The sequence below is a fragment of the Mycobacterium senriense genome (assembly GCF_019668465.1).
Classification (GTDB): Bacteria; Actinomycetota; Actinomycetes; order Mycobacteriales; family Mycobacteriaceae; genus Mycobacterium; species Mycobacterium senriense.
The window spans coordinates 3137043-3156400 of record NZ_AP024828.1 but is presented as its reverse complement, the minus strand read 5'-3'; the positions used below and the strand labels follow the sequence as shown (position 1 = coordinate 3156400).

The following is a 19358-nucleotide window of genomic DNA, read 5'->3' as shown; positions in this document are numbered from 1 at the left end:
CAGTCTCCTTACTGTTGGGTGGGCTTGCTACGCGGCAGCCACGGCTCTTGCCAGCTGTGGTGACCCCGCAGCAGCGCCTGTGCGGCCTCGGGTCCCCACGAGCCCTGGTCGTAATGGTGAATGCGGCCCGGCTTGTCCAGCACGGGCTGCACGATTCGCCACGTCTCTTCGATGGCATCTTCGCGGGCGAACAACTGGCGATCTCCGTTGAACGCGGCGTAGAGCAACCTTTCGTAGGGTCGCACCGGTTCGCCGAGATCCTCGGCGAACGACGAGTCCAGGTGAACGTCGTGCCACGAATCGCCGGCCTGGGCGGACAACTGCAGCCGCATCCCGGGATCGGGGTCGATGCGCAGCACGATCTGGTTGCACTCGGGCGGCCGTCGATTGGGCAGGAACGAGAACCCCGGAACGTGATGCAGGAACATCCGGACCTCGGTCACCTTCTCCGGCAACGCTTTTCCGGCGCGCAAGAAGATCGGCACCCCGGCCCAGCGCCAGTTGTCGATCTCGGTGCGCAGCGCGATGTAGGTCTCGGTGGTGGAATCCTTTGCCACACCGGCGACGTCGGTATAGCCGCGGTACTGCCCGCGGACGCAACGCTCCGGATCCAGCGCGGGCATCGCCCGAAACACCTCGGCCTTCTTGTCGTTCAGGTCGTCGGCGCTCGCGCCGACCGGGGGTTCCATGGCAACCAAGGCGAGCACCTGCAGCAGGTGGTTTTGCACCACGTCGCGCAGGGTGCCCACCACGTCGTAGAACTTGCCGCGGTCCTCGATGCCGAAGTCCTCGGCCATGGTGATGTGAATCTCGGAGATGCTGTCGCGGTCCCACAGCTTGGCCAGGCCGTTGTTGGCGAACCGCAGGTATTGGAGTTCTTCGACCGGCTGCTTGCCCAAAAAGTGGTCCACGCGCAGGATTTGGTCTTCGTCGAGCACAGCGCGCAGCCTCTCGTTGAGATCGCGCGCCGAGTCCAGGTCGTGGCCGAATGGCTTTTCCACCGCCACCCTGGCCCGCTCCAGCAGGTCCGCTTTTGCCAGGTTCTCCACGATCGGCGCGAACAACGACGGCGGCATTTCGAGGTAGTAGAGCGGATGCGAGTCCGAGGGGATCTTCTTGGCGAGCTGCGTGTAGAGCTTGGCGTCGGTGACGTCGCCGTGCAGGTAGGACAGCCGGGCCGCGAGCCGGTCGAACACGGCGTCGTCGAACGTCTCCCCCGATGCCTTGATGGCGTCGCGCGCCCGATCCTGCAACTGCTCGACGGTGATGTCGTCACTGGCCACACCCACGATCGGGTGATTCAGCTCCTCGCGACGCTCGAGTCGGTACAACGCCCGGAACGTCATTTTGCGCGCCAAATCACCGGTGATTCCGAAGATCACCAGCAGGTCAGATGGGTTAGTGTCGTCCTCGGCCAAAACCGCTCCTCCCGAAAGTCACCCGATCGGCTCCCTTGAGATCACTACCCGCGGCTGGCGGAGTCAACACTAGACACTGCAGATAGGGCCGACAACCTGAGTGGACCGCGGCCTTGAAAGGATGACCGCCATGGCTGACGCGCTGCACGTCACGGTCTACCTCCTGGCCGGCATTGCCGCGATCGAGGGTGTCGCGCTGATCGTGCTGTGGCGATTGCTGGTGCGCAGCCAGCAGGAGCTCGACGAACTGCGTCAGCGAACCGACGCCCGCAATCAACTTCTGTCGGGCGGTCGCGAGGCGGTCAAAAGGGTGTGGAACACCGCCAACCTGATGCGCAAAGAGGGTTTCGGCGCGGCGGTGCGCAGCAGCATCGAGGACCTCGCGGATTGGGCCGAGGTCGAACGGCCCGACCTCGCCCGCGTCACCCCGGACGGTCGGGTGGTGATCCTGTTCTCCGATATCGAGGAATCCACCGCCCTCAACGAGCGGATCGGCGACCGGGCGTGGGTCAAGCTGATCAGCTCGCACGACAAGCTGGTCTCGGATCTGGTGCAGCGACGGTCCGGTCATGTGGTGAAGAGTCAAGGCGACGGATTCATGATCGCGTTCGCGCGCGCCGAGCAAGCGGTTCAGTGCAGTATCGACCTACAGCGCGCATTGCGCAAAGAAGCAAACAGCAAGCGGCGCGAGGTGATTCGCGTTCGGATCGGCATCCACATGGGTCGTTCGGTGCGTCGCGGCGATGACCTGTTCGGCCGCAACGTCGCAATGGCGGCACGGGTCGCCGCACAAGCGGTCGGTGGCCAGATTCTGGTGAGTCAGCCGGTGCGAGACGCGCTTTCCGATACCGACGGCATCCGGTTCGACGACGGCCGCAATGTGGAGCTGAAGGGCTTTTCGGGCACCTACCGCTTGTTCGCCGTCGAGCCTCCGGCCGATTCCGAGCCGGACTGAACGCCGTCCCCGTTGCACTCGGCCAACCGCTGATGCAGGCGGTCGCGGACCTCGTCGGCGGTGTACGCGCGCCGCTTGCGTTGGTCACGAACCACCAGCGCGCCCCCGGCGACGACACCGGCGGCACCGGCCAGCCCCAGCCACTTCCACACATTGCGCATGACACCAGGTTATGCGCAGCCACGTCGCTATGGCCCGGTTGTGATTGACTTGTGTGCCCGCAACATTCGGCAACGCATCGCGCGTGACCTAGCGGCGGGCTCATATCAGCGACGACAGTGGCGAAAGCCGCGGCGGCGGACGGGCTTACACGAAGATGCTCACTTTGAACGAAGCGCTGGAACAGACCCGCACCGGCGACCTCTGGCTGTTTCGCGGCGGTTCGGGACCCGACCGCGCCATCCAGACGCTGACAAACAGCCCGGTGAACCACGTCGGGATGACGGTGGCCATCGACGACCTGCCGCCGTTGATCTGGCACGCCGAACTCGGTGACAAGCTGGTCGACCTGTGGACCGGGACGAATCATCGTGGCGTGCAACTCAACGACCTTGCGCAGTCGGTGCTGCAGTGGTCGCAGCGTTACCACCAGCGGTGCTGGCTGCGCCAGTTGACTCCGCCGGCCAACCGGGAACAAGAGAACAAGCTACTGCGCGTGATTGCCCGGATGGACGGCACCGCCTTTCCCACCACCATGCGCTTGACCGGCCGGTGGCTGCGTGGCCGGCTCCCGAACGCCTACGACTGGACGCGCGGAATCCCGTTCGTGGACAAGAAGGTTCGCGAATCGACGGAACGACGAAAGGAACGCCAGAAACTCGGTCTGGAGGTGGCCTACTGCGCGGAAACGGTGGCCATCACCTACGAGGAAATGGGGTTGCTCAGCACGGAGAAGTACTTCAACTACTTCGACCCGGGCTCATTCTGGAGCGGGGACAGGCTTCCGCTCACACCGGGCTACGCCCTGGGCGACGAAATCGAGATCACGGTCGGCTAGTCAAGGGTTAGCCGACAGCCATCTCGCCCATCTCCGACCATCCCGTGGCATCGATGGTCTGGTTGATGATCTTGGGCGTGGACTTCAGCGCCTGCGGGACCTCTTGTATTAAGCGCTTGAAGTGGTCGCTGTTGACGTGGACGCCGCCCGCCTCATCGTCGCGGAAGGCCTCGACCAAGACGTACTCCGCCGGGTCGTCCAGGCTGCGCGACCAGTCAAACCACAGATTGCCTTCCTCGGCCCGAGTCGCCGCGGTGAACGAGGTGACGAGTTCGGGCCAGCGGTCGGTCCACTCGGGTTTGGTCTCGAACTTGACGACGATGAAGATCATTGCGGCCCCGCCTCGGTTCGCTGCTTCCGTTGCGCCCGCGCGGTGCCCGCGGGCGACGCCAGCCTATCCGTCCGCCGGGTGGCGCCGCGGCGCGTCCGGGGTGGAACATTGACGTAGTTCGCTTAAGTAATGGCTAGAGCAAAGTGTGCTCACGCGTCGCACATGACACATGAGCACACTTTTGTCGCAGGCCGATCGTGTCGACGTCAGTGGCGTAGCTCACAAATCCGCCACGCACAGCGCCATTTCACTATTTCGCATAACGGCCGCATCGGCTGGTGCATAACTACCAATTATGGCCGCCGATTTGCGTTGCATTTGTTATTGATTCGCAATTCCGCGGAGCGGATAAAAGGTGAATCAGGGTGCCGGCGGAGCCGGCGCCGGTGGCGCGGGAGCGTCGATCAAAACGGCGGGCGGCGGAGCGTCCGGCGGGGGCGGCGGAGCGTCCGGCGGGGGGCGGCGGAGCGTCCGGCGGGGGGCGGCGGGGCATCCGGCGCGGGCGGCGGCGGAGCGTCCGGCGGGGGCGGCGGAGCGTCCGGCGGGGGCGGCGCGCCACCATCTTCGGGTGCCATCGGCAGGAACATATGATGGGTGAATCCGGCCTGGTAGGCGCCCGGACCACCGACATGCACGCCGCCACGCTCGCCGCTCGACACGGACGTTCCGTCCGGTAGCGTCACCGCGGTGTGGCCACCGTTCCAGCCGATGACCAAGGCGTTGGGGGCGGTTCCGTATTGGAAGCCGCGCGCCAGCAACGCACCCTCTTCGTTTCCGGTATTGAATCGACTCCCGAAAACGGGCCTGTCAGTTGCTGCATTCGCAATCCACGACGCAAGTCCCGAACAATCGGTTCCGGCGGGCGAATCGCCGCCCGGAATATACGGCGTGCCGGAGACCTGACCGATCAACGACATCAATGTTGCAATAACGACCATGGGCAGCGAGGCTAGCAATAACATTTATAGCCAACCAAAATTTGTGGCGCACGTCATTCGCTGTGCAGCCAATGATGTGCGCCGCAGGTAGAGCACACTTATTACACATTGGTATATTTTCGGCAGCAAATACATGTGTCGCAGGCGTGCCGGGTGGGGGCTGGGCACAAGCGCACTCCCCGAGTCCAAGAGTTGCCAGGTCCCCATTCGCTGTGTGCGCTCTCAGGGTCGACGTCGGCCTGCGCCCGCATGGCGCGGGCACGCATGCGCTGCACCGGCTCCCGCCAGGGGCCGCGTGTCCACAGCCAACCCTGGGAGCGGTCTGATCAGATGGGAGTCCAGATCCCGTTGTTCCAGATTCCCCAGTTGCCGGCGCCGGTGGGGTTCCACATCATTTGCGCCCCTGGCGCCCAGGCCGGTTGAGGTGGTGGCGGCGGCGCCCACGCCGGCGGGGGTCCCCAGGGCCCCCATCCCGCCGGGCCCGTCGGGCCGCCCGGGTGTTGCCAGTCGTGGCACTGATTCCAGTTCCAGTCCGAGACGTTGCCCCAGGCCGGGTTCCATGGATCGCCAGGGCACCAATGACCCGTGGGTGCCGGGGCCGCCTCGGCGACGGTGCCGCCGGCCAGGCCCAGAGTGGACAGCGCCAACGCGCCGCCGACCAGTACGCTCGCAGACCGCCGCAACCGCGGCACCGCCCGGTTCACAGTCGCCATCTCCTAAGAATTTCCCGAGACGCACATCCGGGCAAGTAGTAATTCGCAGTCGAGTCCCCGACTCACACCCCGAACTTGGCCCGCGCCTCCTCGGTCACCGGAGTGAACAGGTTGACCAGGTTTCCGTCCGGATCGCGGAACAGCAACGCGCGGTTCCCCCAGGGCATCGTCGTCGGCGTCGTCACGACCTCGCCGACGTGCTGGCGGAGCCGCTCGTACTCGGAGTCCACGTCGTCGACGATGAACTCCAAAATGGCGCTTCGGTTGGCTCCGGCTTCGGCGGATCCTGATCCAAACAGCGGGACGGTCTTGTCGCTGCCGATGGCCAGCGTGCCGATCGGCGTCGGGATCTCGGCGAACAACTCGTTGCCCCAGATCGCGCTGACACCGGTGACCATCTCGTAGAAATCGACCAACCGCTTGACGTCGGCCGTGATGATTCGGGTCGAAATGAACTTCATGCGGTCCCCTCCAAGTCGCAGGCTGCCTATCTGAGCACCGAATGCTAAACGCCGCCTCCGACAACCTCGGCTGACATTGGACGGCGCGAACCGAATGCGCCGAATCATTCGGCCCGAAGGGTTCTCCTCGCCTGCCATGCGACGCCGGGCACCGTGTTCGCCAGGTCCGGCCGGCTCCTGGCGAAAGCACGAATCGCTCGATAGAACGACCAAAGTTGGCGGGGTGTAGGAACCTTCGGCAACCACGCCAACTCCCAATGAATCCCGTTGATCGGATCGTCGAAGAACACCGCGTAGTAGCCGGGCCAATACTGCGGGTAGTCCTTGGGTTCGTCGGTGACCGGGATACCGCGGGCGACCAGGAATTCGCGATGGAATCGGTCGACCTCTGCTCTGCTACGCGCCCACAGAGCAATGTGGTTGATGCCTACCGCCTGGTCGGTGTGTGTCAGTTTCCCCCCGGTACGGGCGGGCTGAATGCCGATATAGCTGTGCGGGTTGACATTTCGCGTCATGTAATAGGTCGACTCGTATTCCATGTTCAGAGACGAGAAGCTGCCGTAGCCGAGCCAGCCGAACAACGCGTCGTAGAACGCGATCGAATCCTCGTAGTCCAGCACCGCGAACTCGACGTGACACACTCCCCGCCAGCGCATCGTCTCAACCTTAGTCGTCCATGAAATCGAGTGCCTTGCCACGCATCGCGCTAACGGCCTTACGGGATAGCTCGCTGCGCGTCGCGAGATTCACTGTGCGGGCGAGGGAATGGCGCGCTCAATCAGAGCGGCCGCGATGCCGGCAGCGGTCGGGAAGGCGTCAGTGCCCAAGGCCCTGGTCCGAACCGAGGCGCCATCGAGCAACAGCGCCAACTGCTCACCGAGCAGGACCGGGTCGGCGGCACCGGCCTCCCGGGCGGTCTCGCTCAGGCGGGCGAAGACGGAGGTCTTGTACTCGCGGGCCCGCACGCGCGCGGGATGCTCCGGATCGGAGATCTCTACGGCGGCGGCGATGAACGGGCAGAGGGGCATCGGGTCGTGGGTGAACGCGGGCGGCTTCTCGAATACCGCGAGCAGGCGTTCGCGGGGCGTCAGGTCGGCGCGTTCGAAGACCTGTGGCATGGTGTCGACATCGTGACGCCGTAGATACTCAGCGATCAGCTCATCCTTGCTGCCGAAGTGCTGGTAGGCGGTGCGCTTGGACACCTGCGCCGCCGTGCAGAGCAGATCCATTCCGGTGTTGTTGATGCCCCGCTCGCGAAACAGCTGCTGCGCCGCGCCGAGGATGCGCTCGCGCGCTCCCCGGCCCCGCCGCCGGCCCCGCGGACCTTTTTCCAGCTCGGTCACGTCGTCCAGGGTAACGCTAAGTGTACTTAACTGGTGCGGGGTTGCATTGTCCGCTAGCTTAGGTACACAGATCGGTGTATCTAATGCAGGCGAGGAGGGGATGTGAGAAAGCTTGACGGCAAGGTTGCGGTGATCACGGGCGGATCAAGCGGTCTGGCGCTCGCCAGCGCGAGGCTGTTCGTCGACGAGGGAGCGCACGTCTTCATCACGGGGCGGCGGCAGGAAGCTCTGGACGAGGCCGTCGCGTTGATCGGCCACAACGTCACCGCCGTGCAGGGCGACGCGGCCAACCTCGATGACTTGGATCGGTTGTTTGACACGGTGAAGCGTGAGAAGGGCAGCATCGACGTGCTCTTCGCCAGTGCCGGAACGGGCGGGGAAGCGCGCAAGCTCGGCGACATCACCGAGGAGGACTTTGACACAGTCTTCGGTCTGAACACCCGTGCCACCCTCTTCACGGTGCAAAAGGCGTTGCCGCTGTTCAACGATGGCGGGTCTATTTTCATGACAGGGTCGATCGCCTCGGTCAAAGGCTGGCCCGACTACAGCGTGTACTCGGCGAGCAAGGCTGCCTTGCGTTCGTTCGCCCGCACGTGGCTCAACGAACTGAAGGACCGGCAGATCCGGGTGAACGTGCTCAGCCCGGGGCAGATCGCCACGCCGATTCAGGAGAAGATGTTCGACGCGGAGACAAAGCGGCAGTTCGAATCCCTGATTCCGCGAGGAACGATGGGCCGCCCCGAAGAGATTGCGACGGTGGCGCTGTTCCTGGCCTCCGACGACTCGAGCTACGTGAATGGGGTGGAGTTGGCCGCAGACGGTGGCACCTCGGCGATCTGACGCCCGTGCAACGCGCACTCGGCGACTCTGATCAAACATCGGCCCGGACAGCAGGAGATACATTTCCGGTCAGCTTTCTGTTTCACATCTCAACAGGAGGAGCCGATATGGCCCACGAAATACCCAGCTCCGACAACTTCACCGGTCTGTCCCGCAAGGTCATGGAATACAGCGAGCGCTTCAACGCGATTGTGGCATCGATCAAAGAGCCCGACTTCTCCAATGAACTGTGGGAGAAGCTCGAAGAACTGGTGGACGTAGACAACTTCGTCCGCCAGGGCGTCTTCCTTAACGAGACGCCGGAAACGATCGATTGGAAGACGTACAAGGGCTACATCACACAGTACGGCGGGGCCACGCACTGGGAGGCAACGCTGAGACACGTTACGGAGCAGGGCAATCGGGTGATACTGGAACTCCAGGAACGAAACACGTTCGACGGTTTCACGCACGTCGCCAATACGGTGACGGCATACGCGTTCAACGACGAGGGACGCGTCAAGACGCTCGACGTCTACGTGATGAACCTCAATCGATAGACAGCCGTGCCTACTTCTTCACGTTGACGTTGATCCGTGCCGGAATTCGACCACATCGGCGTCCGCGCCAGGTCACGACGCGCCAGACGATATTTCTTCCGTACCGGTCGTCCCTCGTGGCCAGCGCTGCCGTCACTTCATCTGATAACCGTGCCGCAGCAGTATCCGTACCCTACGGTCGAGAGATGGGTGTTCGGGACGCCGTCATGGCGGGTATTGCGAAGCAGCTCGGTCATCCAAGTGGTCTGCGCGGGCGGCTGGTTAGTGCGGCGCTCAATCGGGGCAACCGGCGCTTCGTGACCGCCGCCGCGCGGGCGCTGCAACCCGATGAAGCAGCGGTGGTGGCCGATGTCGGATTCGGTGGCGCGGTGGGGCTGAAGGTCCTGCTTGACCGTGTCGGTCCCTCGGGCAGAGTTCATGGTGTCGAGGTGTCGGAGACGATGCTAAGCCAAGCCGCGGGGCGATACCGCCGCGACATCGCAACCGGGCGGCTGTCTTTGCATTCCGGGTCGATGACGCAGCTGCCCTTTCCCGATGGGGCATTGGACGGCGCCATTACCGTCAACACCATCTACTTCGTCGCGGAGCTCGACAGAGCGTTCAGAGAGCTTGCCAGGGTGATAAACAGCCGGGGTCGACTCGTCATCGGACTGGCCGACCCCGATGTGATGGCAAAACTGCCATTCACGGGGCACGGCTTTCACCTCCGTGCGGTGCCGGACGTGATCGACACGCTGCGCAGCACCGGCCTCACCGTCGAACACCGTCAGATCAGTGAAGACGCCCAGGCGCCGCACCTGCTGATCGCCCGCGCCGTCGCGTGAAACGCCGCGAACGAGTGCGGGACTCGATCGACGCCGGCTTTCGGCTTCGTTCGAAGCCCGATGCCGTCAGTTGGCCTGCGGCGTCGTCTTTGCGGGCGCCGAATTTCGGCTCCCGAACAGGAGCGGGTAGATCACACCGCCGATAAGACCCCCGATCAGTGGCGCCAGCCAGAACACCCACAGTTGGCCCGGCGCGCCTTGCCCGTTGAAGAAGGCGACGCCAGTGGATCGGGCCGGATTGACCGAGCAGTTGCTGATCGGAATGGCCACGAGATTGATGAGAGTCAGCGCCAGACCGATGGCAAGCGGTCCAAATCCATCAGGGGCCCGGTCGTCGGTCGCGCCGAGTATCACGATGAGGAAGAACGCCGTTAGCAAGACCTCGGTGATTATCACCGCGCCCAGCGAGTAGTGGTCCGGTGAATGCTCACCGAATCCGTTCGCGGCCATGTGGCCGGTCGGCGAAAATCCGGCCTTTCCCCTCGCGATGACGAGCAGGACCAAGCCCGCGAGCAGACCGCCGACAACCTGGGAGATCCAATATCCCGGAAGATCCTTCCACGCCAGCCGGCCGCCCACCGCAGCTCCCAGACTGATCGCAGGGTTGAAATGTCCACCCGAGATGTGACCGACGGCGTAAGCCATGGTGGCGACAGTGAGCCCGAATGCCAATGACACACCGAGGAAGCCGATGCCCAATTGGAAGGTGCCGCTGCCACCCTCGGCTTGGGCGATCTGTTTGGCCGCAAAAATCGCGCTGCCACACCCACCGAACACCAACCAGAACGTGCCGAAAAGCTCGGCACCCAATTTTGAAGCGAGCGACGGCGGTGTCATGTGTCGCCTCCTTTGGAGTCCCGCGACGATCGTAATCGTCACCCGGGGAGACCATCAATCGTCAACCAGCCGGCCGACTGCCGACTTCGCGGGTTTTGTTACCTCGTTGCTTGTTGTTGCTCCGTGCCCGGAATTCGACCACATCGCGGTCAGTCTTGATCGACCCTCGCGCCAGTCAAATAGGTCGCAAGATTCGTCAACGACGATCGAAGTCCGTCAATGTGGTCTTCACGGGAGATGCCGGCGGGGACGTCATCGGCTCGGATATCAACACGGGTGCTGCCGGTGCTCACCGCGGTAACCGACCACGTCATGGTCATCGTTCCCGCAAACGACGGGTCATCGGATTCGAAATCGACTGCCTGAACGACACGTTCGTCGGGCACGATGTCGACGAACCGAACATCCACCACATCCGAGTTGGCGCTCGACTTGCCGCCGGACTCGGGCGCGTCGGCGTAGGTCAGCCTCATGCGGTAGGAACCTCCGGGGCGGATGTCGAAGTGTTCGAACTGACCCGACATCCCGTGCGGTGGAAGCCACTTGAGGAGCGCCTGCGGTTCTACCAGTGCCGTGTACACCCGACGCAGCGGAGCATCCATCACCAACGAGGCGGAATCCGTGCGTCCCATACCTCCATGTTCCCGATGGGGTCATCGGCCGAAACAGCGGGTTCTAGCGCGCGGCGGCCTTGCCGCTAGACGTTGAACCGGAACTCGACCACGTCGCCGTCGGCCATGACGTAGTCCTTGCCCTCCATGCGAACCTTGCCCGCCGCTTTGGCCGCCGCCATCGACCCCGCGGCGATCAGGTCGTCGTAGGAGACGATTTCGGCCTTGATGAAGCCCTTCTCGAAGTCGGTGTGAATCACCCCGGCGGCCTTCGGCGCGGTATCGCCCTGGTGAATCACCCACGCGCGCGCCTCTTTTGGGCCCGCCGTCAGATAGGTCTGCAGCTTGAGGGTGTGAAAACCCGCCCGCGCCAACGCATCTAGCCCACGCTCGGTCTGCCCGATCGACTCCAGTAGCTCGGCAGCCGACTCGTCGTCCAGCTCCTGCAGTTCGGCCTCGATCTTCGCGTCGAGGAACACCGCATCGGCGGGTGCGACCATCGCGCACAGCTGGGCCTTGCGGGCATCGTCGGTCAACACGGACTCGTCGGCGTTGAACACGTACAGAAACGGCTTGGTGGTCATCAGATTCAGCTCGCGCAGCAGCGAGGTGTCGACACCGGCCGCGAACAGCGTCTTGCCCGAGTTCAGTACGGCCTCCGCGGCCACGGCCGCCTCATGCACGGGCTTGCGGTCCTTGTTGTTGCGGGCTTCCTTCTCCAGCCGCGGGACGGCCTTCTCGAGTGTCTGCATGTCGGCGAGGATCAGCTCGGTCTCGATCACCTCGATGTCGGAGGCCGGATCGACCTTCCCGTCGACGTGCACGACGTCGTCGTCGGCGAACACCCGCACCACCTGACAGATCGCGTCACACTCGCGGATGTTGGCCAGGAACTTGTTGCCCAGCCCGGCACCCTCGGACGCGCCCTTCACGATCCCGGCGATGTCGACGAACGTCACCGGCGCCGGCACGATCTTCTCGGAATCGAACATCTCGGCCAGCTTGTCCAGCCGCGGATCGGGCAGCGGGACGACGCCCTCGTTGGGCTCGATCGTCGCGAACGGATAGTTGGCCGCCACCACGTTGTTCCGGGTCAACGCGTTGAACAAGGTCGACTTGCCGACGTTGGGCAAACCCACTATTCCCAGGCTCAGGCTCACGGGGAACCAAGTCTAGGGGTGCAAGCGGCGACGGGCGGCGGGGACCGTTGATCACCGCCGATACTGCAGGCCGGGAGGGCACGCCCAGGATCCCTACGAGGTATTTACGGGCCTTTCGGCCCATTCCCGGTACGGTCTACATGTGTCAGCACAGCGGGCAAGTTCGACGGTGGCGGGTGCTCACCGTTCGATCCACCCAAATATCCCAGGTATCCCCTGGTACGCGGCCCTGCTCGTCGCCGTCACAGCGACCGCCATCGGCTACGGAATCGACGCTGGTCACAAGGAACTGACCCACGTCTTCGCCGGCTTCTATATAGCCGGCTGCGTGGCGGCGGTGCTGGCGGTGCGCCAGGACGGCATCTTCACCACGATCATCCAGCCGCCCCTGATCCTGTTCGGCGCGGTCCCCGGCGCCTATTGGCTGTTCCACGACGCCAAGGTCGGCCGCCTCAAGGACCTGCTGATCAACTGCGGCTACCCGCTGATCGAGCGGTTTCCGCTGATGCTGGGCACTGCCGGCGGCGTGCTGGCGATCGGGCTGGCCCGCTGGTACTTCGGAAACGCCTACAAGACGACCGCTTCGGCGAACGCCTCCGAGGATGATTCCGGGGCCGCGAGCGCCGACGTAAAGTCCTTCTTCAACGCCATCGTCGCCAAAGCGCAGTCGGTGCTGCAGTCCGGTGCCGACGCGGACGAGGCCGACGACACCACCGATTCCCGCCGCGCGCGCAGGTCGGACCCGGCGTCAAGGACCCGCCGCACGACGCGGACCACCCGCTCCTCCACCCGGTCGGCGCGCGCCCGCTCCCGGCATTCACGCGAGCCGCTGGGCGATGGGTCCGAGCCGGTCGAGCGGCCCGAGCGCCCGAGACGCAGCAGCACGCGCCGCAGCGCAGCGTCGGCTCGCGACTACGACCCCGCCGACCCGGCCCGGCGGCCGCGCCGTCGGCCGCGGCCGGACGCCGATGCCGATCCGCGTGGCCAATCGCCCCGGGAAGCCCGTCGCGAACCGCGCACCCGCCGCAATCCCTACGAGCGGCCCACCCCGCGGAGCAGTCGTTTCGACGGGTTCGAGTCCTACGGCGACCGGTATGACCCGCCGAGCGGCCCCACTTCAGCGAGCCGGCACGAGAGCCGCTATGAGAGCCGCGAGCCCTACGAGCCTTCCTATGAACCGAGGCGGCGGCGGCCCCCGTCGAGCGGTTCCAGCGGGACGCATCACCCGATCTCGCAGGTGCGCTACCGCGGCGCCGGCTCACAAGACCCACCGCGCGAGCCGCACACCGAGCGCCACAGCCGCTCGCGAACACCGGGACGCTCGCACGGACGGTCGCCGGCGGAAACCTGGGAGTACGACGTCTAGTGACCGCGGCCGTGGCGATCGCAAGCGCGGCGCAGCCGGGCGCAGCGGGTCGCCACAACAGGGCGTAGCCGGGTGCAGGGGCTCATCACCATCGTCTGAGGCGTTGCGCGGTCAGCGACTTGATCGGATCTCGCGCGGCAGCGCGAACACCAGGGTCTCCTGCGCGGTCGTGACCGGCTGCACCACGTCGTAGCCGCACTCGGCCAGCCGCGCCAGCACGCCTTCCACCAGGACCTCGGGAACCGACGCCCCCGACGTCACGCCCACCGTGGTGACGCCTTTTAGCCACGCCGGGTCGATGTCGTCGGCCCAGTCGACCAGGTGCGCGGCGGCGGCCCCGCCGCCCAGCGCCACCTCGACCAGCCGCACCGAATTCGACGAGTTGCGGGACCCGACGACGATCACCAGCTCGCACTCCGGGGCCATCGCCTTGACCGCGACCTGCCGGTTCTGGGTCGCGTAGCAGATGTCGTCGCTGGGCGGATCCTGCAGCTTGGGGAACCGCAGCCGCAGCCGCTCGACGATTTCCATGGTCTCGTCGACCGACAGCGTGGTCTGCGAGAGCCACACCACCTTGTTCTCGTCGCGCACCGTCACGTTGTCCACGGCGGCGACCCCGTCGACCAACTGGACGTGGTCGGGCGCCTCTCCGGCGGTCCCGACGACCTCCTCGTGGCCCTCGTGGCCGATGAGCAGGATGTCGTAGTCGTTGCGGGCGAATCGCCTGGCCTCGTTGTGCACCTTGGTCACCAGCGGGCAGGTGGCGTCGATGGTGTGCAGGTTCCGGTCGGCGGCCGCGGCATGCACGGTGGGTGCGACGCCGTGGGCGGAGAACACCACGATGGCGCCCTCGGGAACCTCGTCGGTCTCCTCGACGAACACCGCGCCGGCCTTTTCCAGGGTGGTAACGACGTGCCGGTTGTGCACGATCTCGTGACGCACGTAGACCGGTGGGCCGTGCTTCTCGAGTGCGCGTTCCACGGTCTCCACGGCCCTGTCCACGCCCGCGCAATACCCGCGCGGTTCGGCCAGGAGCACACGCTTACGGGCTGCGTCGCTGGCTACCGAGCGCACCGCGCCGGGAATCCCCATGTCGATAGTCGGCGGCATGTGGTCCAGGGTACTTACTGCCGACACGGGCTTGCCAGCTCGCGCCGGTGGGCTTGGAGTTAGCCGCCGCTTAGGGCAATCTTGGACCCATGGGCACTGCACCGTATGGCGTTCGGCTGCTGGTCGGCGCGGCAACAGTCGCGGTCGAAGAGACCATCAGGCTGCCGAAAACCATCCTGATGTACCCGATGACGCTGGCCAGCCAGGCTGCACACATCGTGATGCGCTTTCAGCAGAACCTCGCCGAGCTGGCGATCAAGGGCGACAGCACCCTCGAATCGATCTTCCCGCCCCGGGATGAGAAGCCGGAGTGGGCGACCTTCGACGAGGACCTGAACGACGCGATCGACGGCGGCTTCAGCCCGGTGCAGGACGGCGGTGCGGGCGAGCGCCGCGCCGAGGGCCGGTTCGCGCTGTACTCGGTGGCCGACGCGCACGAAGACGCCAGCGCCCTGACCAAGCCCGCGCGGCAATCGAAGAAGCCGGCCGCCAACGCCTCGGTTCCGCAACCGGCGGTGGTCACCGAGCTGGACTACTCGTCGCTGACGCTGGCGCAGCTGCGGGCCCGCCTGCAATCGCTGAGCGTGGACGAACTCGAAGCCCTGCTGGCCTACGAGCAGGCCACCAAGGGCCGCGCACCGTTCCAGACGCTGCTCGCCAACAGGATCACCCGCGCGAACGCGAAGTGACCCCGGCCGTTACCTCCGAACCGAATTCCGCCGAGAACCCGTTTCCGGTGCGCGCGGTGGCCATCCGGGTCGCCGGCTGGATCGACAAGCTGGGCACCGTCTGGGTCGAGGGCCAACTCGCCCAGATCTCGATGCGGCAGGACTCCAAAACCGTGTTCATGGTGCTGCGTGACCCGGCCGCCGATATGTCCCTGAGTGTGACGTGCCCGCGCGATCTGGTGCTGAACGCGCCGGTGAAGCTGGCCGAAGGCACGCAGGTGGTGGTGCGCGGCAAGCCGTCTTTCTACACGGGTCGGGGCACATTCTCGTTGCGGCTCACCGAGATTCGCGCGGTCGGGGTGGGTGAGCTGCTGGCCCGCATCGAGCGGCTGCGCAGGCTGCTGGACGCCGAGGGGCTATTTGATCCTCGACTCAAACGACCAATCCCCTTCTTGCCCAACATGATCGGCTTGATCACCGGCCGAGCCAGCGCGGCCGAACGCGACGTGACGACCGTGGCTGCCGCACGGTGGCCAGGGGTGCGCTTCGCGGTGCGCAACACCGCGGTGCAGGGACCCAACGCGGTCGCCCAAATCGTCGAGGCGCTGGGCGAACTCGATCGCGACGCCGAGGTGGACGTCATCGTGCTGGCCCGCGGCGGCGGCAGTGTGGAAGACCTGCTGCCGTTCTCCGACGAGACGCTGTGCCGCGCCATCGCGGCCTGCCGTACCCCGGTGATCAGTGCGGTCGGCCATGAGCCCGACAATCCGCTGTGCGACCTGGTCGCCGACCTACGTGCGGCCACTCCCACCGACGCGGCGAAGAAGGTGGTGCCCGATACCGTCGCCGAGCAGCGGCTGATCGGCGACCTGCGCCGGCGCAGCGCGCAGGCGCTGCGCAACTGGGTGTCTCGCGAGCAACGGGCGCTGGCCCAGATACGCAGCCGCCCGGTGCTGGCCGAGCCGCTGGCGGCGCTGACCGCGCGCGCCGAGGAGGTGCATCGCGCCCGGTCGGCGATTCGCCGCGACATCACCCGGCTGGCCGCCACCGAGAGCGAGCGTGTCGGCCACCTGAGCGCACGGCTGGCGACGCTGGGGCCGGCGGCGACGCTGGCCCGCGGTTACGCCGTCGTGCAAGCCATCGGGCCGACGAACCGGGTGCTCCGCTCGGTCGACGACGCGCCGGCGGGCACGCGGCTGCGGGTGCGGGTGGCCGACGGCGCCGTGGCAGCGGTCAGCGAGGGGCGGACCGATGGCGCGTAAAAACGACGGCGGAGACGACGCCAGCACCCCGGAAGAGGGCGAGTCCATTACACCTATTAGTCACCTGGCCTATGAAGCGTGCCGGGACGAATTGATCGAAGTCGTCCGAGTGCTCGAGCAGGGCGGGTTGGATCTGGACGAGTCGCTAAAGCTGTGGGAAAGAGGCGAGCAGCTGGCTAAACGCTGCGAAGAGCACTTAGCTGGCGCTCGGAAGAGGATCGAAGATGCGCTGGCGGCGGGCGAGGCCGAGGACGCCTGAATGCGGGGATATCGGAGGGCTTTGTTGGAGACTTTTTTCCAAACTGGAACACGTTTCAGTTATGCTCTCAGGCATGGGTGATGCATCACTGACGGCCGACCTCGGCCGTGTCCTGGTCACCGGGGGGTCCGGATTCGTCGGCGCCAACCTGGTGACCACCTTGCTCGGCCGCGGGCATCAGGTCCGTTCCTTCGACCGTGCGCCCTCACCGCTGCAGCCCCACCCGCAGCTGGAGGTGCTGCAGGGCGACATCACCGACACGGCCGTGTGCGCCCAGGCGGTCGACGGCATCGACACCGTCTTCCATACCGCCGCGATCATCGACCTGATGGGTGGCGCGTCGGTGACCGACGCGTACCGGCAGCGCAGCTTCGGGGTCAACGTCGGGGGCACCGAGAACCTGGTCCGCGCCGGGCAGGCCGCCGGGGTGCAGCGCTTCGTCTACACCTCGTCCAACAGTGTCGTCATGGGCGGCCAGAACATCGCCGGCGGCGACGAGACGCTGCCCTACACCAATCGGTTCAACGACCTGTATACCGAGACAAAGGTGATCGCCGAGCGATTCGTCTTGGGCCAGAACGGGGTTGACGGCCTGTTGACGTGTGCGATCCGGCCGAGCGGCATCTGGGGCCGCGGCGATCAGACGATGTTCCGCAAGCTGTTCGAAAGCGTGATCGCCGGCCACGTCAAGGTGTTGATCGGGCGCAAATCGGCCCGGTTGGATAACTCCTACGTGCACAACCTGATTCACGGTTTCATCTTGGCGGCCGAGCACCTGACGCCCGGCGGAACCGCGCCCGGCCAGGCGTACTTCATCAACGATGCCGAGCCGATCAACATGTTCGAGTTCGCCAGGCCCGTCGTCGAGGCCTGCGGGGAGAAGTGGCCGCGGGTCCGGGTGAACGGCCCCATCGTGCGGGCGGCGATGACGGGTTGGCAGCGGCTGCATTTCCGGTTCGGGATACCGGCGCCCCTGCTCGAGCCGCTCGCCGTCGAGCGGCTGTATCTGGACAACTTCTTCTCCATCGCCAAAGCATCGCGCGATCTCGGGTATCAGCCCCTGTTCACCACCGAGCAGGCGTTGTCGGAATGCCTGTCGTACTACGTCGAGATGTTCGACCAGATGAAGCGACAAGACTTGGCGGGCAAGGCATCCGCCTAGCGGAAGCTCACCATTTCGCTGCCCCAGGCCGCGCGGATGCCGGCATCGACGTCGTGCGCGACCGTGTCGCTGCGGCCGATGATCAGGCAGGAACGGTGGTCTTCTGCGTACGGCGTCCATTCCGGCTCGCCGGCGGGACCCGCGGGCGTGCCCTGCGCGGCGAAGTTGATCCACCGGGCGCGCACCCTCTTGGATACCGCCTTGGCGGTTTTGGCACCGCCGAGTTTCAGGGTGGGATCCTTGGGCGCACCGAGAGTGCCCCAGACATAAGGTAATTCGGTGGCATGCGCGGCGTTGACCATCAGCAGCTTCAACAACGGGGTGGCGTAATCGAACCGGTACAGATAGACCGGCGCGACCCGGCTGTGGCCCTCGGCGAGCCACACCGACGGCATCCGGAAGCCGACGTCGGTCGCAATGCTCAAACTCCTTGTCTTGCGCCGCATTCGCGAATACGCCGAGCCGATCACCTCTTCGGTGGGCAACTGCAGGTCGGGTTGTTCGGCGGCGATCTGGTTGAACATCGACGTTATCGCGCTCGGAGTGATCGGCATCAGCGGCGAGCGCATCAACCGAAACAGCGCGGCCTCATGCTTGTTGGTGCCGATGATCAGCGGGACCGGAAGTGAGCGGCCCTCCTGTGCCAGCTTGACCGGGTAGTCGGTCAGCACGTCGCCGTCGACGATCGGGACGAACGCCAGCCTTCCCGGGTTACGCACCGGCACTTCGTCGAACACCTGTTGCGACGCGGCCAGGATCGCCGCCATGGGCAGGTCGACCAGCTGTTGCGATTCCGATGGGCCGACACCCAGCCGGTCGAGGAAGGCCTGGGCCACCAGGGTGGCCCGCTCGCGGTCGTAAACCGAAGTGGCCGGCGAACTTTGCGCGATCGCCGCCCCGAACAGACCCTCGGCCGCCGGGCTGGCCAGCAGCGTGGTGACAATACCGGCCCCGGCGGACTCACCGAACAGCGTGACCCGGCGCGGATCGCCGCCGAAGGCGGCGATGTTGTCGCGCACCCACTCCAGCGCCGCCAGCACGTCGCGCAAGCCGACGTTCGAGTCGAAATTCCGCCCGGCGCTGTCGAACGATGACAGGTCGAGAAAGCCGAGCACACCGAGCCGATAGTTGACGGTCACCACGATGTCGTCGCCGTGGCTGACCAGCCTGCGACCGTCATACAGCGTCTGGCTGCTCGACCCCAGGACATACGCGCCGCCGTGTAGCCAGACCATCACCGGCTTGGCGTCGCCGGGCCGGGTGGCAGAAGACGCCCAGACGTTGAGCCGCAAGCAGTCCTCACCCTGTGGTGCGCCCAGATCCAGTGGCATGTTGGGAAATACGGGCTGCGGGCAGGCCGGCCCGAATGCGGTGGCGTCGGCGACCGCGGTACTGCGCGGGGGCGGTTGGGGCGCCCGGAAACGCAACTCCCCGGTGGGGGCCGCCGCGTACCGAATGCCCTTCCACGCCTTGATGTTGTCCTCTGCGATGCCCCGGACCGGGCCGTAGTTGGTTTCGACCACCAGGTCGTCGATTGCCATGCGCGTGCGAAATCTCCTGAAGA

Annotated in this window: 22 protein-coding genes and 2 pseudogenes; 10 read left to right on the top strand and 14 right to left on the bottom strand. The window is 65.6% G+C overall.

Annotation, left to right across the window (positions count from 1 at the left end; all coding sequences use genetic code 11):
• Positions 1 to 8: 8 nt before the first annotated feature.
• Positions 9 to 1418, bottom strand: coding sequence for a glucose-6-phosphate dehydrogenase (locus MTY59_RS15270; RefSeq protein ID WP_221041893.1), 1410 nt, complete (start codon positions 1416 to 1418; stop codon positions 9 to 11).
• 121 nt (positions 1419 to 1539) lie between these two features.
• Here MTY59_RS15270 and MTY59_RS15265 point away from each other — a divergent pair, with 121 nt between their 5' ends.
• Complete coding sequence (locus tag MTY59_RS15265) at positions 1540 to 2373, top strand: adenylate/guanylate cyclase domain-containing protein (RefSeq protein ID WP_221041892.1); 834 nt, start codon at positions 1540 to 1542, stop codon at positions 2371 to 2373.
• On the opposite strand, the gene MTY59_RS15260 is transcribed toward MTY59_RS15265, so the two are convergent.
• Complete coding sequence (locus tag MTY59_RS15260) at positions 2325 to 2534, bottom strand: hypothetical protein (RefSeq protein ID WP_221041891.1); 210 nt, start codon at positions 2532 to 2534, stop codon at positions 2325 to 2327. The genes MTY59_RS15265 and MTY59_RS15260 overlap by 49 nt on opposite strands.
• Before the next feature lie 155 nt (positions 2535 to 2689).
• Here MTY59_RS15260 and MTY59_RS15255 point away from each other — a divergent pair, with 155 nt between their 5' ends.
• Positions 2690 to 3370 (top strand): guanylate cyclase, encoded by a 681-nt coding sequence (locus MTY59_RS15255; protein ID WP_221041890.1) that lies wholly within the window; start codon positions 2690 to 2692, stop codon positions 3368 to 3370.
• A gap of 7 nt (positions 3371 to 3377) precedes the next feature.
• Here MTY59_RS15255 and MTY59_RS15250 read toward each other — a convergent pair whose 3' ends face one another.
• The 7 genes and pseudogenes from MTY59_RS15250 to MTY59_RS27955 all read right to left on the bottom strand — a co-directional run.
• Positions 3378 to 3701, bottom strand: a complete 324-nt coding sequence (locus MTY59_RS15250) for a putative quinol monooxygenase (RefSeq protein ID WP_221041889.1) — start codon at positions 3699 to 3701, stop codon at positions 3378 to 3380.
• 360 nt (positions 3702 to 4061) lie between these two features.
• Positions 4062 to 4639 (bottom strand): annotated as a pseudogene (locus MTY59_RS27965) (peptidoglycan endopeptidase).
• Positions 4640 to 4965: 326 nt separating this feature from the next.
• The gene (locus MTY59_RS15240; RefSeq protein ID WP_221041888.1) at positions 4966 to 5352 is read right to left on the bottom strand and encodes an Mtp family mycobacterial-type pilin; all 387 of its coding nucleotides are present in this window, start codon (positions 5350 to 5352) and stop codon (positions 4966 to 4968) included.
• Between the two features lie 62 nt (positions 5353 to 5414).
• Complete coding sequence (locus MTY59_RS15235; RefSeq protein ID WP_221041887.1) at positions 5415 to 5813, bottom strand: VOC family protein; 399 nt, start codon at positions 5811 to 5813, stop codon at positions 5415 to 5417.
• Positions 5814 to 5917: 104 nt separating this feature from the next.
• The gene (locus tag MTY59_RS15230; RefSeq protein WP_221041886.1) at positions 5918 to 6469 is read right to left on the bottom strand and encodes a VOC family protein; all 552 of its coding nucleotides are present in this window, start codon (positions 6467 to 6469) and stop codon (positions 5918 to 5920) included.
• Positions 6470 to 6559: 90 nt separating this feature from the next.
• On the bottom strand, positions 6560 to 6841 hold the full coding sequence (locus MTY59_RS27960) for a hypothetical protein (protein ID WP_415823199.1): 282 nt from the start codon (positions 6839 to 6841) through the stop codon (positions 6560 to 6562).
• A 129-nt stretch (positions 6842 to 6970) separates the two neighbouring features.
• A pseudogene (locus MTY59_RS27955) lies at positions 6971 to 7156 on the bottom strand (helix-turn-helix domain-containing protein); the annotation flags it as partial.
• A gap of 102 nt (positions 7157 to 7258) precedes the next feature.
• On the opposite strand from MTY59_RS27955, the gene MTY59_RS15220 reads away from it, so the two are divergent.
• The 3 genes from MTY59_RS15220 to MTY59_RS15210 all read left to right on the top strand — a co-directional run bounded on the left by MTY59_RS15220 (position 7259) and on the right by MTY59_RS15210 (position 9359).
• Positions 7259 to 7996: an SDR family NAD(P)-dependent oxidoreductase gene (locus MTY59_RS15220; RefSeq protein WP_221041885.1), complete on the top strand. Its 738-nt coding sequence runs from the start codon at positions 7259 to 7261 to the stop codon at positions 7994 to 7996.
• Positions 7997 to 8103: 107 nt separating this feature from the next.
• On the top strand, positions 8104 to 8535 hold the full coding sequence (locus MTY59_RS15215; protein WP_221041884.1) for a hypothetical protein: 432 nt from the start codon (positions 8104 to 8106) through the stop codon (positions 8533 to 8535).
• 185 nt (positions 8536 to 8720) lie between these two features.
• Positions 8721 to 9359 (top strand): methyltransferase domain-containing protein, encoded by a 639-nt coding sequence (locus tag MTY59_RS15210; RefSeq protein WP_221041883.1) that lies wholly within the window; start codon positions 8721 to 8723, stop codon positions 9357 to 9359.
• A gap of 66 nt (positions 9360 to 9425) precedes the next feature.
• On the opposite strand, the gene aqpZ is transcribed toward MTY59_RS15210, so the two are convergent.
• The 3 genes from aqpZ to ychF all read right to left on the bottom strand — a co-directional run bounded on the left by aqpZ (position 9426) and on the right by ychF (position 11967).
• Complete coding sequence (gene aqpZ / locus MTY59_RS15205; RefSeq protein ID WP_221041882.1) at positions 9426 to 10196, bottom strand: aquaporin Z; 771 nt, start codon at positions 10194 to 10196, stop codon at positions 9426 to 9428.
• Between the two features lie 149 nt (positions 10197 to 10345).
• The gene (locus tag MTY59_RS15200; protein ID WP_221041881.1) at positions 10346 to 10828 is read right to left on the bottom strand and encodes an SRPBCC family protein; all 483 of its coding nucleotides are present in this window, start codon (positions 10826 to 10828) and stop codon (positions 10346 to 10348) included.
• Positions 10829 to 10893: 65 nt separating this feature from the next.
• Entirely contained in the window at positions 10894 to 11967 is a 1074-nt protein-coding gene (gene ychF / locus MTY59_RS15195; protein WP_221041880.1) for a redox-regulated ATPase YchF, read from the bottom strand.
• A gap of 142 nt (positions 11968 to 12109) precedes the next feature.
• Between ychF and MTY59_RS15190 the strand changes: the two genes are divergently transcribed.
• Positions 12110 to 13333 carry a DUF6542 domain-containing protein gene (locus tag MTY59_RS15190; RefSeq protein WP_221041879.1) on the top strand — a complete coding sequence of 408 codons (1224 nt, stop codon included), beginning with the start codon at positions 12110 to 12112 and terminating at the stop codon, positions 13331 to 13333.
• A 111-nt stretch (positions 13334 to 13444) separates the two neighbouring features.
• Here MTY59_RS15190 and MTY59_RS15185 read toward each other — a convergent pair whose 3' ends face one another.
• Entirely contained in the window at positions 13445 to 14443 is a 999-nt protein-coding gene (locus tag MTY59_RS15185) for a 4-hydroxy-3-methylbut-2-enyl diphosphate reductase (protein WP_221041878.1), read from the bottom strand.
• 89 nt (positions 14444 to 14532) lie between these two features.
• Here MTY59_RS15185 and MTY59_RS15180 point away from each other — a divergent pair, with 89 nt between their 5' ends.
• The 4 genes from MTY59_RS15180 (at position 14533) to MTY59_RS15165 (ending at position 17794) form a co-directional block, all read left to right on the top strand.
• Entirely contained in the window at positions 14533 to 15132 is a 600-nt protein-coding gene (locus MTY59_RS15180; RefSeq protein WP_221041877.1) for a lipid droplet-associated protein, read from the top strand.
• Positions 15129 to 16373 (top strand): exodeoxyribonuclease VII large subunit, encoded by a 1245-nt coding sequence (gene xseA, locus MTY59_RS15175; RefSeq protein ID WP_221041876.1) that lies wholly within the window; start codon positions 15129 to 15131, stop codon positions 16371 to 16373. The genes MTY59_RS15180 and xseA overlap by 4 nt, the downstream gene beginning before the upstream one ends.
• Complete coding sequence (locus MTY59_RS15170) at positions 16363 to 16632, top strand: exodeoxyribonuclease VII small subunit (protein ID WP_250160572.1); 270 nt, start codon at positions 16363 to 16365, stop codon at positions 16630 to 16632. Before xseA ends, MTY59_RS15170 begins: the two co-directional genes overlap by 11 nt.
• Positions 16633 to 16693: 61 nt before the next feature.
• Positions 16694 to 17794 (top strand): 3-beta-hydroxysteroid dehydrogenase, encoded by a 1101-nt coding sequence (locus MTY59_RS15165; RefSeq protein ID WP_221041875.1) that lies wholly within the window; start codon positions 16694 to 16696, stop codon positions 17792 to 17794.
• Here MTY59_RS15165 and MTY59_RS15160 read toward each other — a convergent pair.
• Positions 17791 to 19335 carry a carboxylesterase/lipase family protein gene (locus tag MTY59_RS15160; RefSeq protein WP_221041874.1) on the bottom strand — a complete coding sequence of 515 codons (1545 nt, stop codon included), beginning with the start codon at positions 19333 to 19335 and terminating at the stop codon, positions 17791 to 17793. The genes MTY59_RS15165 and MTY59_RS15160 overlap by 4 nt on opposite strands.
• Positions 19336 to 19358: the final 23 nt, after the last annotated feature.

What these genes read in the sequence shown, in the direction of transcription:
- MTY59_RS15215 (WP_221041884.1), top strand. Translation starts at nt 8,104, where the DNA reads ATGGCCCACGAAATACCCAGCTCCGACAACTTCACCGGTCTGTCCCGC.
- MTY59_RS15185 (WP_221041878.1), bottom strand. Translation starts at nt 14,443, where the DNA reads ATGCCGCCGACTATCGACATGGGGATTCCCGGCGCGGTGCGCTCGGTA.
- MTY59_RS15230 (WP_221041886.1), bottom strand. Translation starts at nt 6,469, where the DNA reads ATGCGCTGGCGGGGAGTGTGTCACGTCGAGTTCGCGGTGCTGGACTAC.
- MTY59_RS15240 (WP_221041888.1), bottom strand. Translation starts at nt 5,352, where the DNA reads ATGGCGACTGTGAACCGGGCGGTGCCGCGGTTGCGGCGGTCTGCGAGC.
- MTY59_RS15200 (WP_221041881.1), bottom strand. Translation starts at nt 10,828, where the DNA reads ATGGGACGCACGGATTCCGCCTCGTTGGTGATGGATGCTCCGCTGCGT.
- MTY59_RS15260 (WP_221041891.1), bottom strand. Translation starts at nt 2,534, where the DNA reads ATGCGCAATGTGTGGAAGTGGCTGGGGCTGGCCGGTGCCGCCGGTGTC.
- MTY59_RS15165 (WP_221041875.1), top strand. Translation starts at nt 16,694, where the DNA reads ATGCTCTCAGGCATGGGTGATGCATCACTGACGGCCGACCTCGGCCGT.
- MTY59_RS15265 (WP_221041892.1), top strand. Translation starts at nt 1,540, where the DNA reads ATGACCGCCATGGCTGACGCGCTGCACGTCACGGTCTACCTCCTGGCC.
- MTY59_RS27960 (WP_415823199.1), bottom strand. Translation starts at nt 6,841, where the DNA reads ATGCCCCTCTGCCCGTTCATCGCCGCCGCCGTAGAGATCTCCGATCCG.
- MTY59_RS15170 (WP_250160572.1), top strand. Translation starts at nt 16,363, where the DNA reads ATGGCGCGTAAAAACGACGGCGGAGACGACGCCAGCACCCCGGAAGAG.
- MTY59_RS15160 (WP_221041874.1), bottom strand. Translation starts at nt 19,335, where the DNA reads ATGGCAATCGACGACCTGGTGGTCGAAACCAACTACGGCCCGGTCCGG.
- MTY59_RS15250 (WP_221041889.1), bottom strand. Translation starts at nt 3,701, where the DNA reads ATGATCTTCATCGTCGTCAAGTTCGAGACCAAACCCGAGTGGACCGAC.
- aqpZ (WP_221041882.1), bottom strand. Translation starts at nt 10,196, where the DNA reads ATGACACCGCCGTCGCTCGCTTCAAAATTGGGTGCCGAGCTTTTCGGC.
- MTY59_RS15255 (WP_221041890.1), top strand. Translation starts at nt 2,690, where the DNA reads ATGCTCACTTTGAACGAAGCGCTGGAACAGACCCGCACCGGCGACCTC.
- MTY59_RS15180 (WP_221041877.1), top strand. Translation starts at nt 14,533, where the DNA reads ATGGGCACTGCACCGTATGGCGTTCGGCTGCTGGTCGGCGCGGCAACA.
- MTY59_RS15235 (WP_221041887.1), bottom strand. Translation starts at nt 5,813, where the DNA reads ATGAAGTTCATTTCGACCCGAATCATCACGGCCGACGTCAAGCGGTTG.
- MTY59_RS15210 (WP_221041883.1), top strand. Translation starts at nt 8,721, where the DNA reads ATGGGTGTTCGGGACGCCGTCATGGCGGGTATTGCGAAGCAGCTCGGT.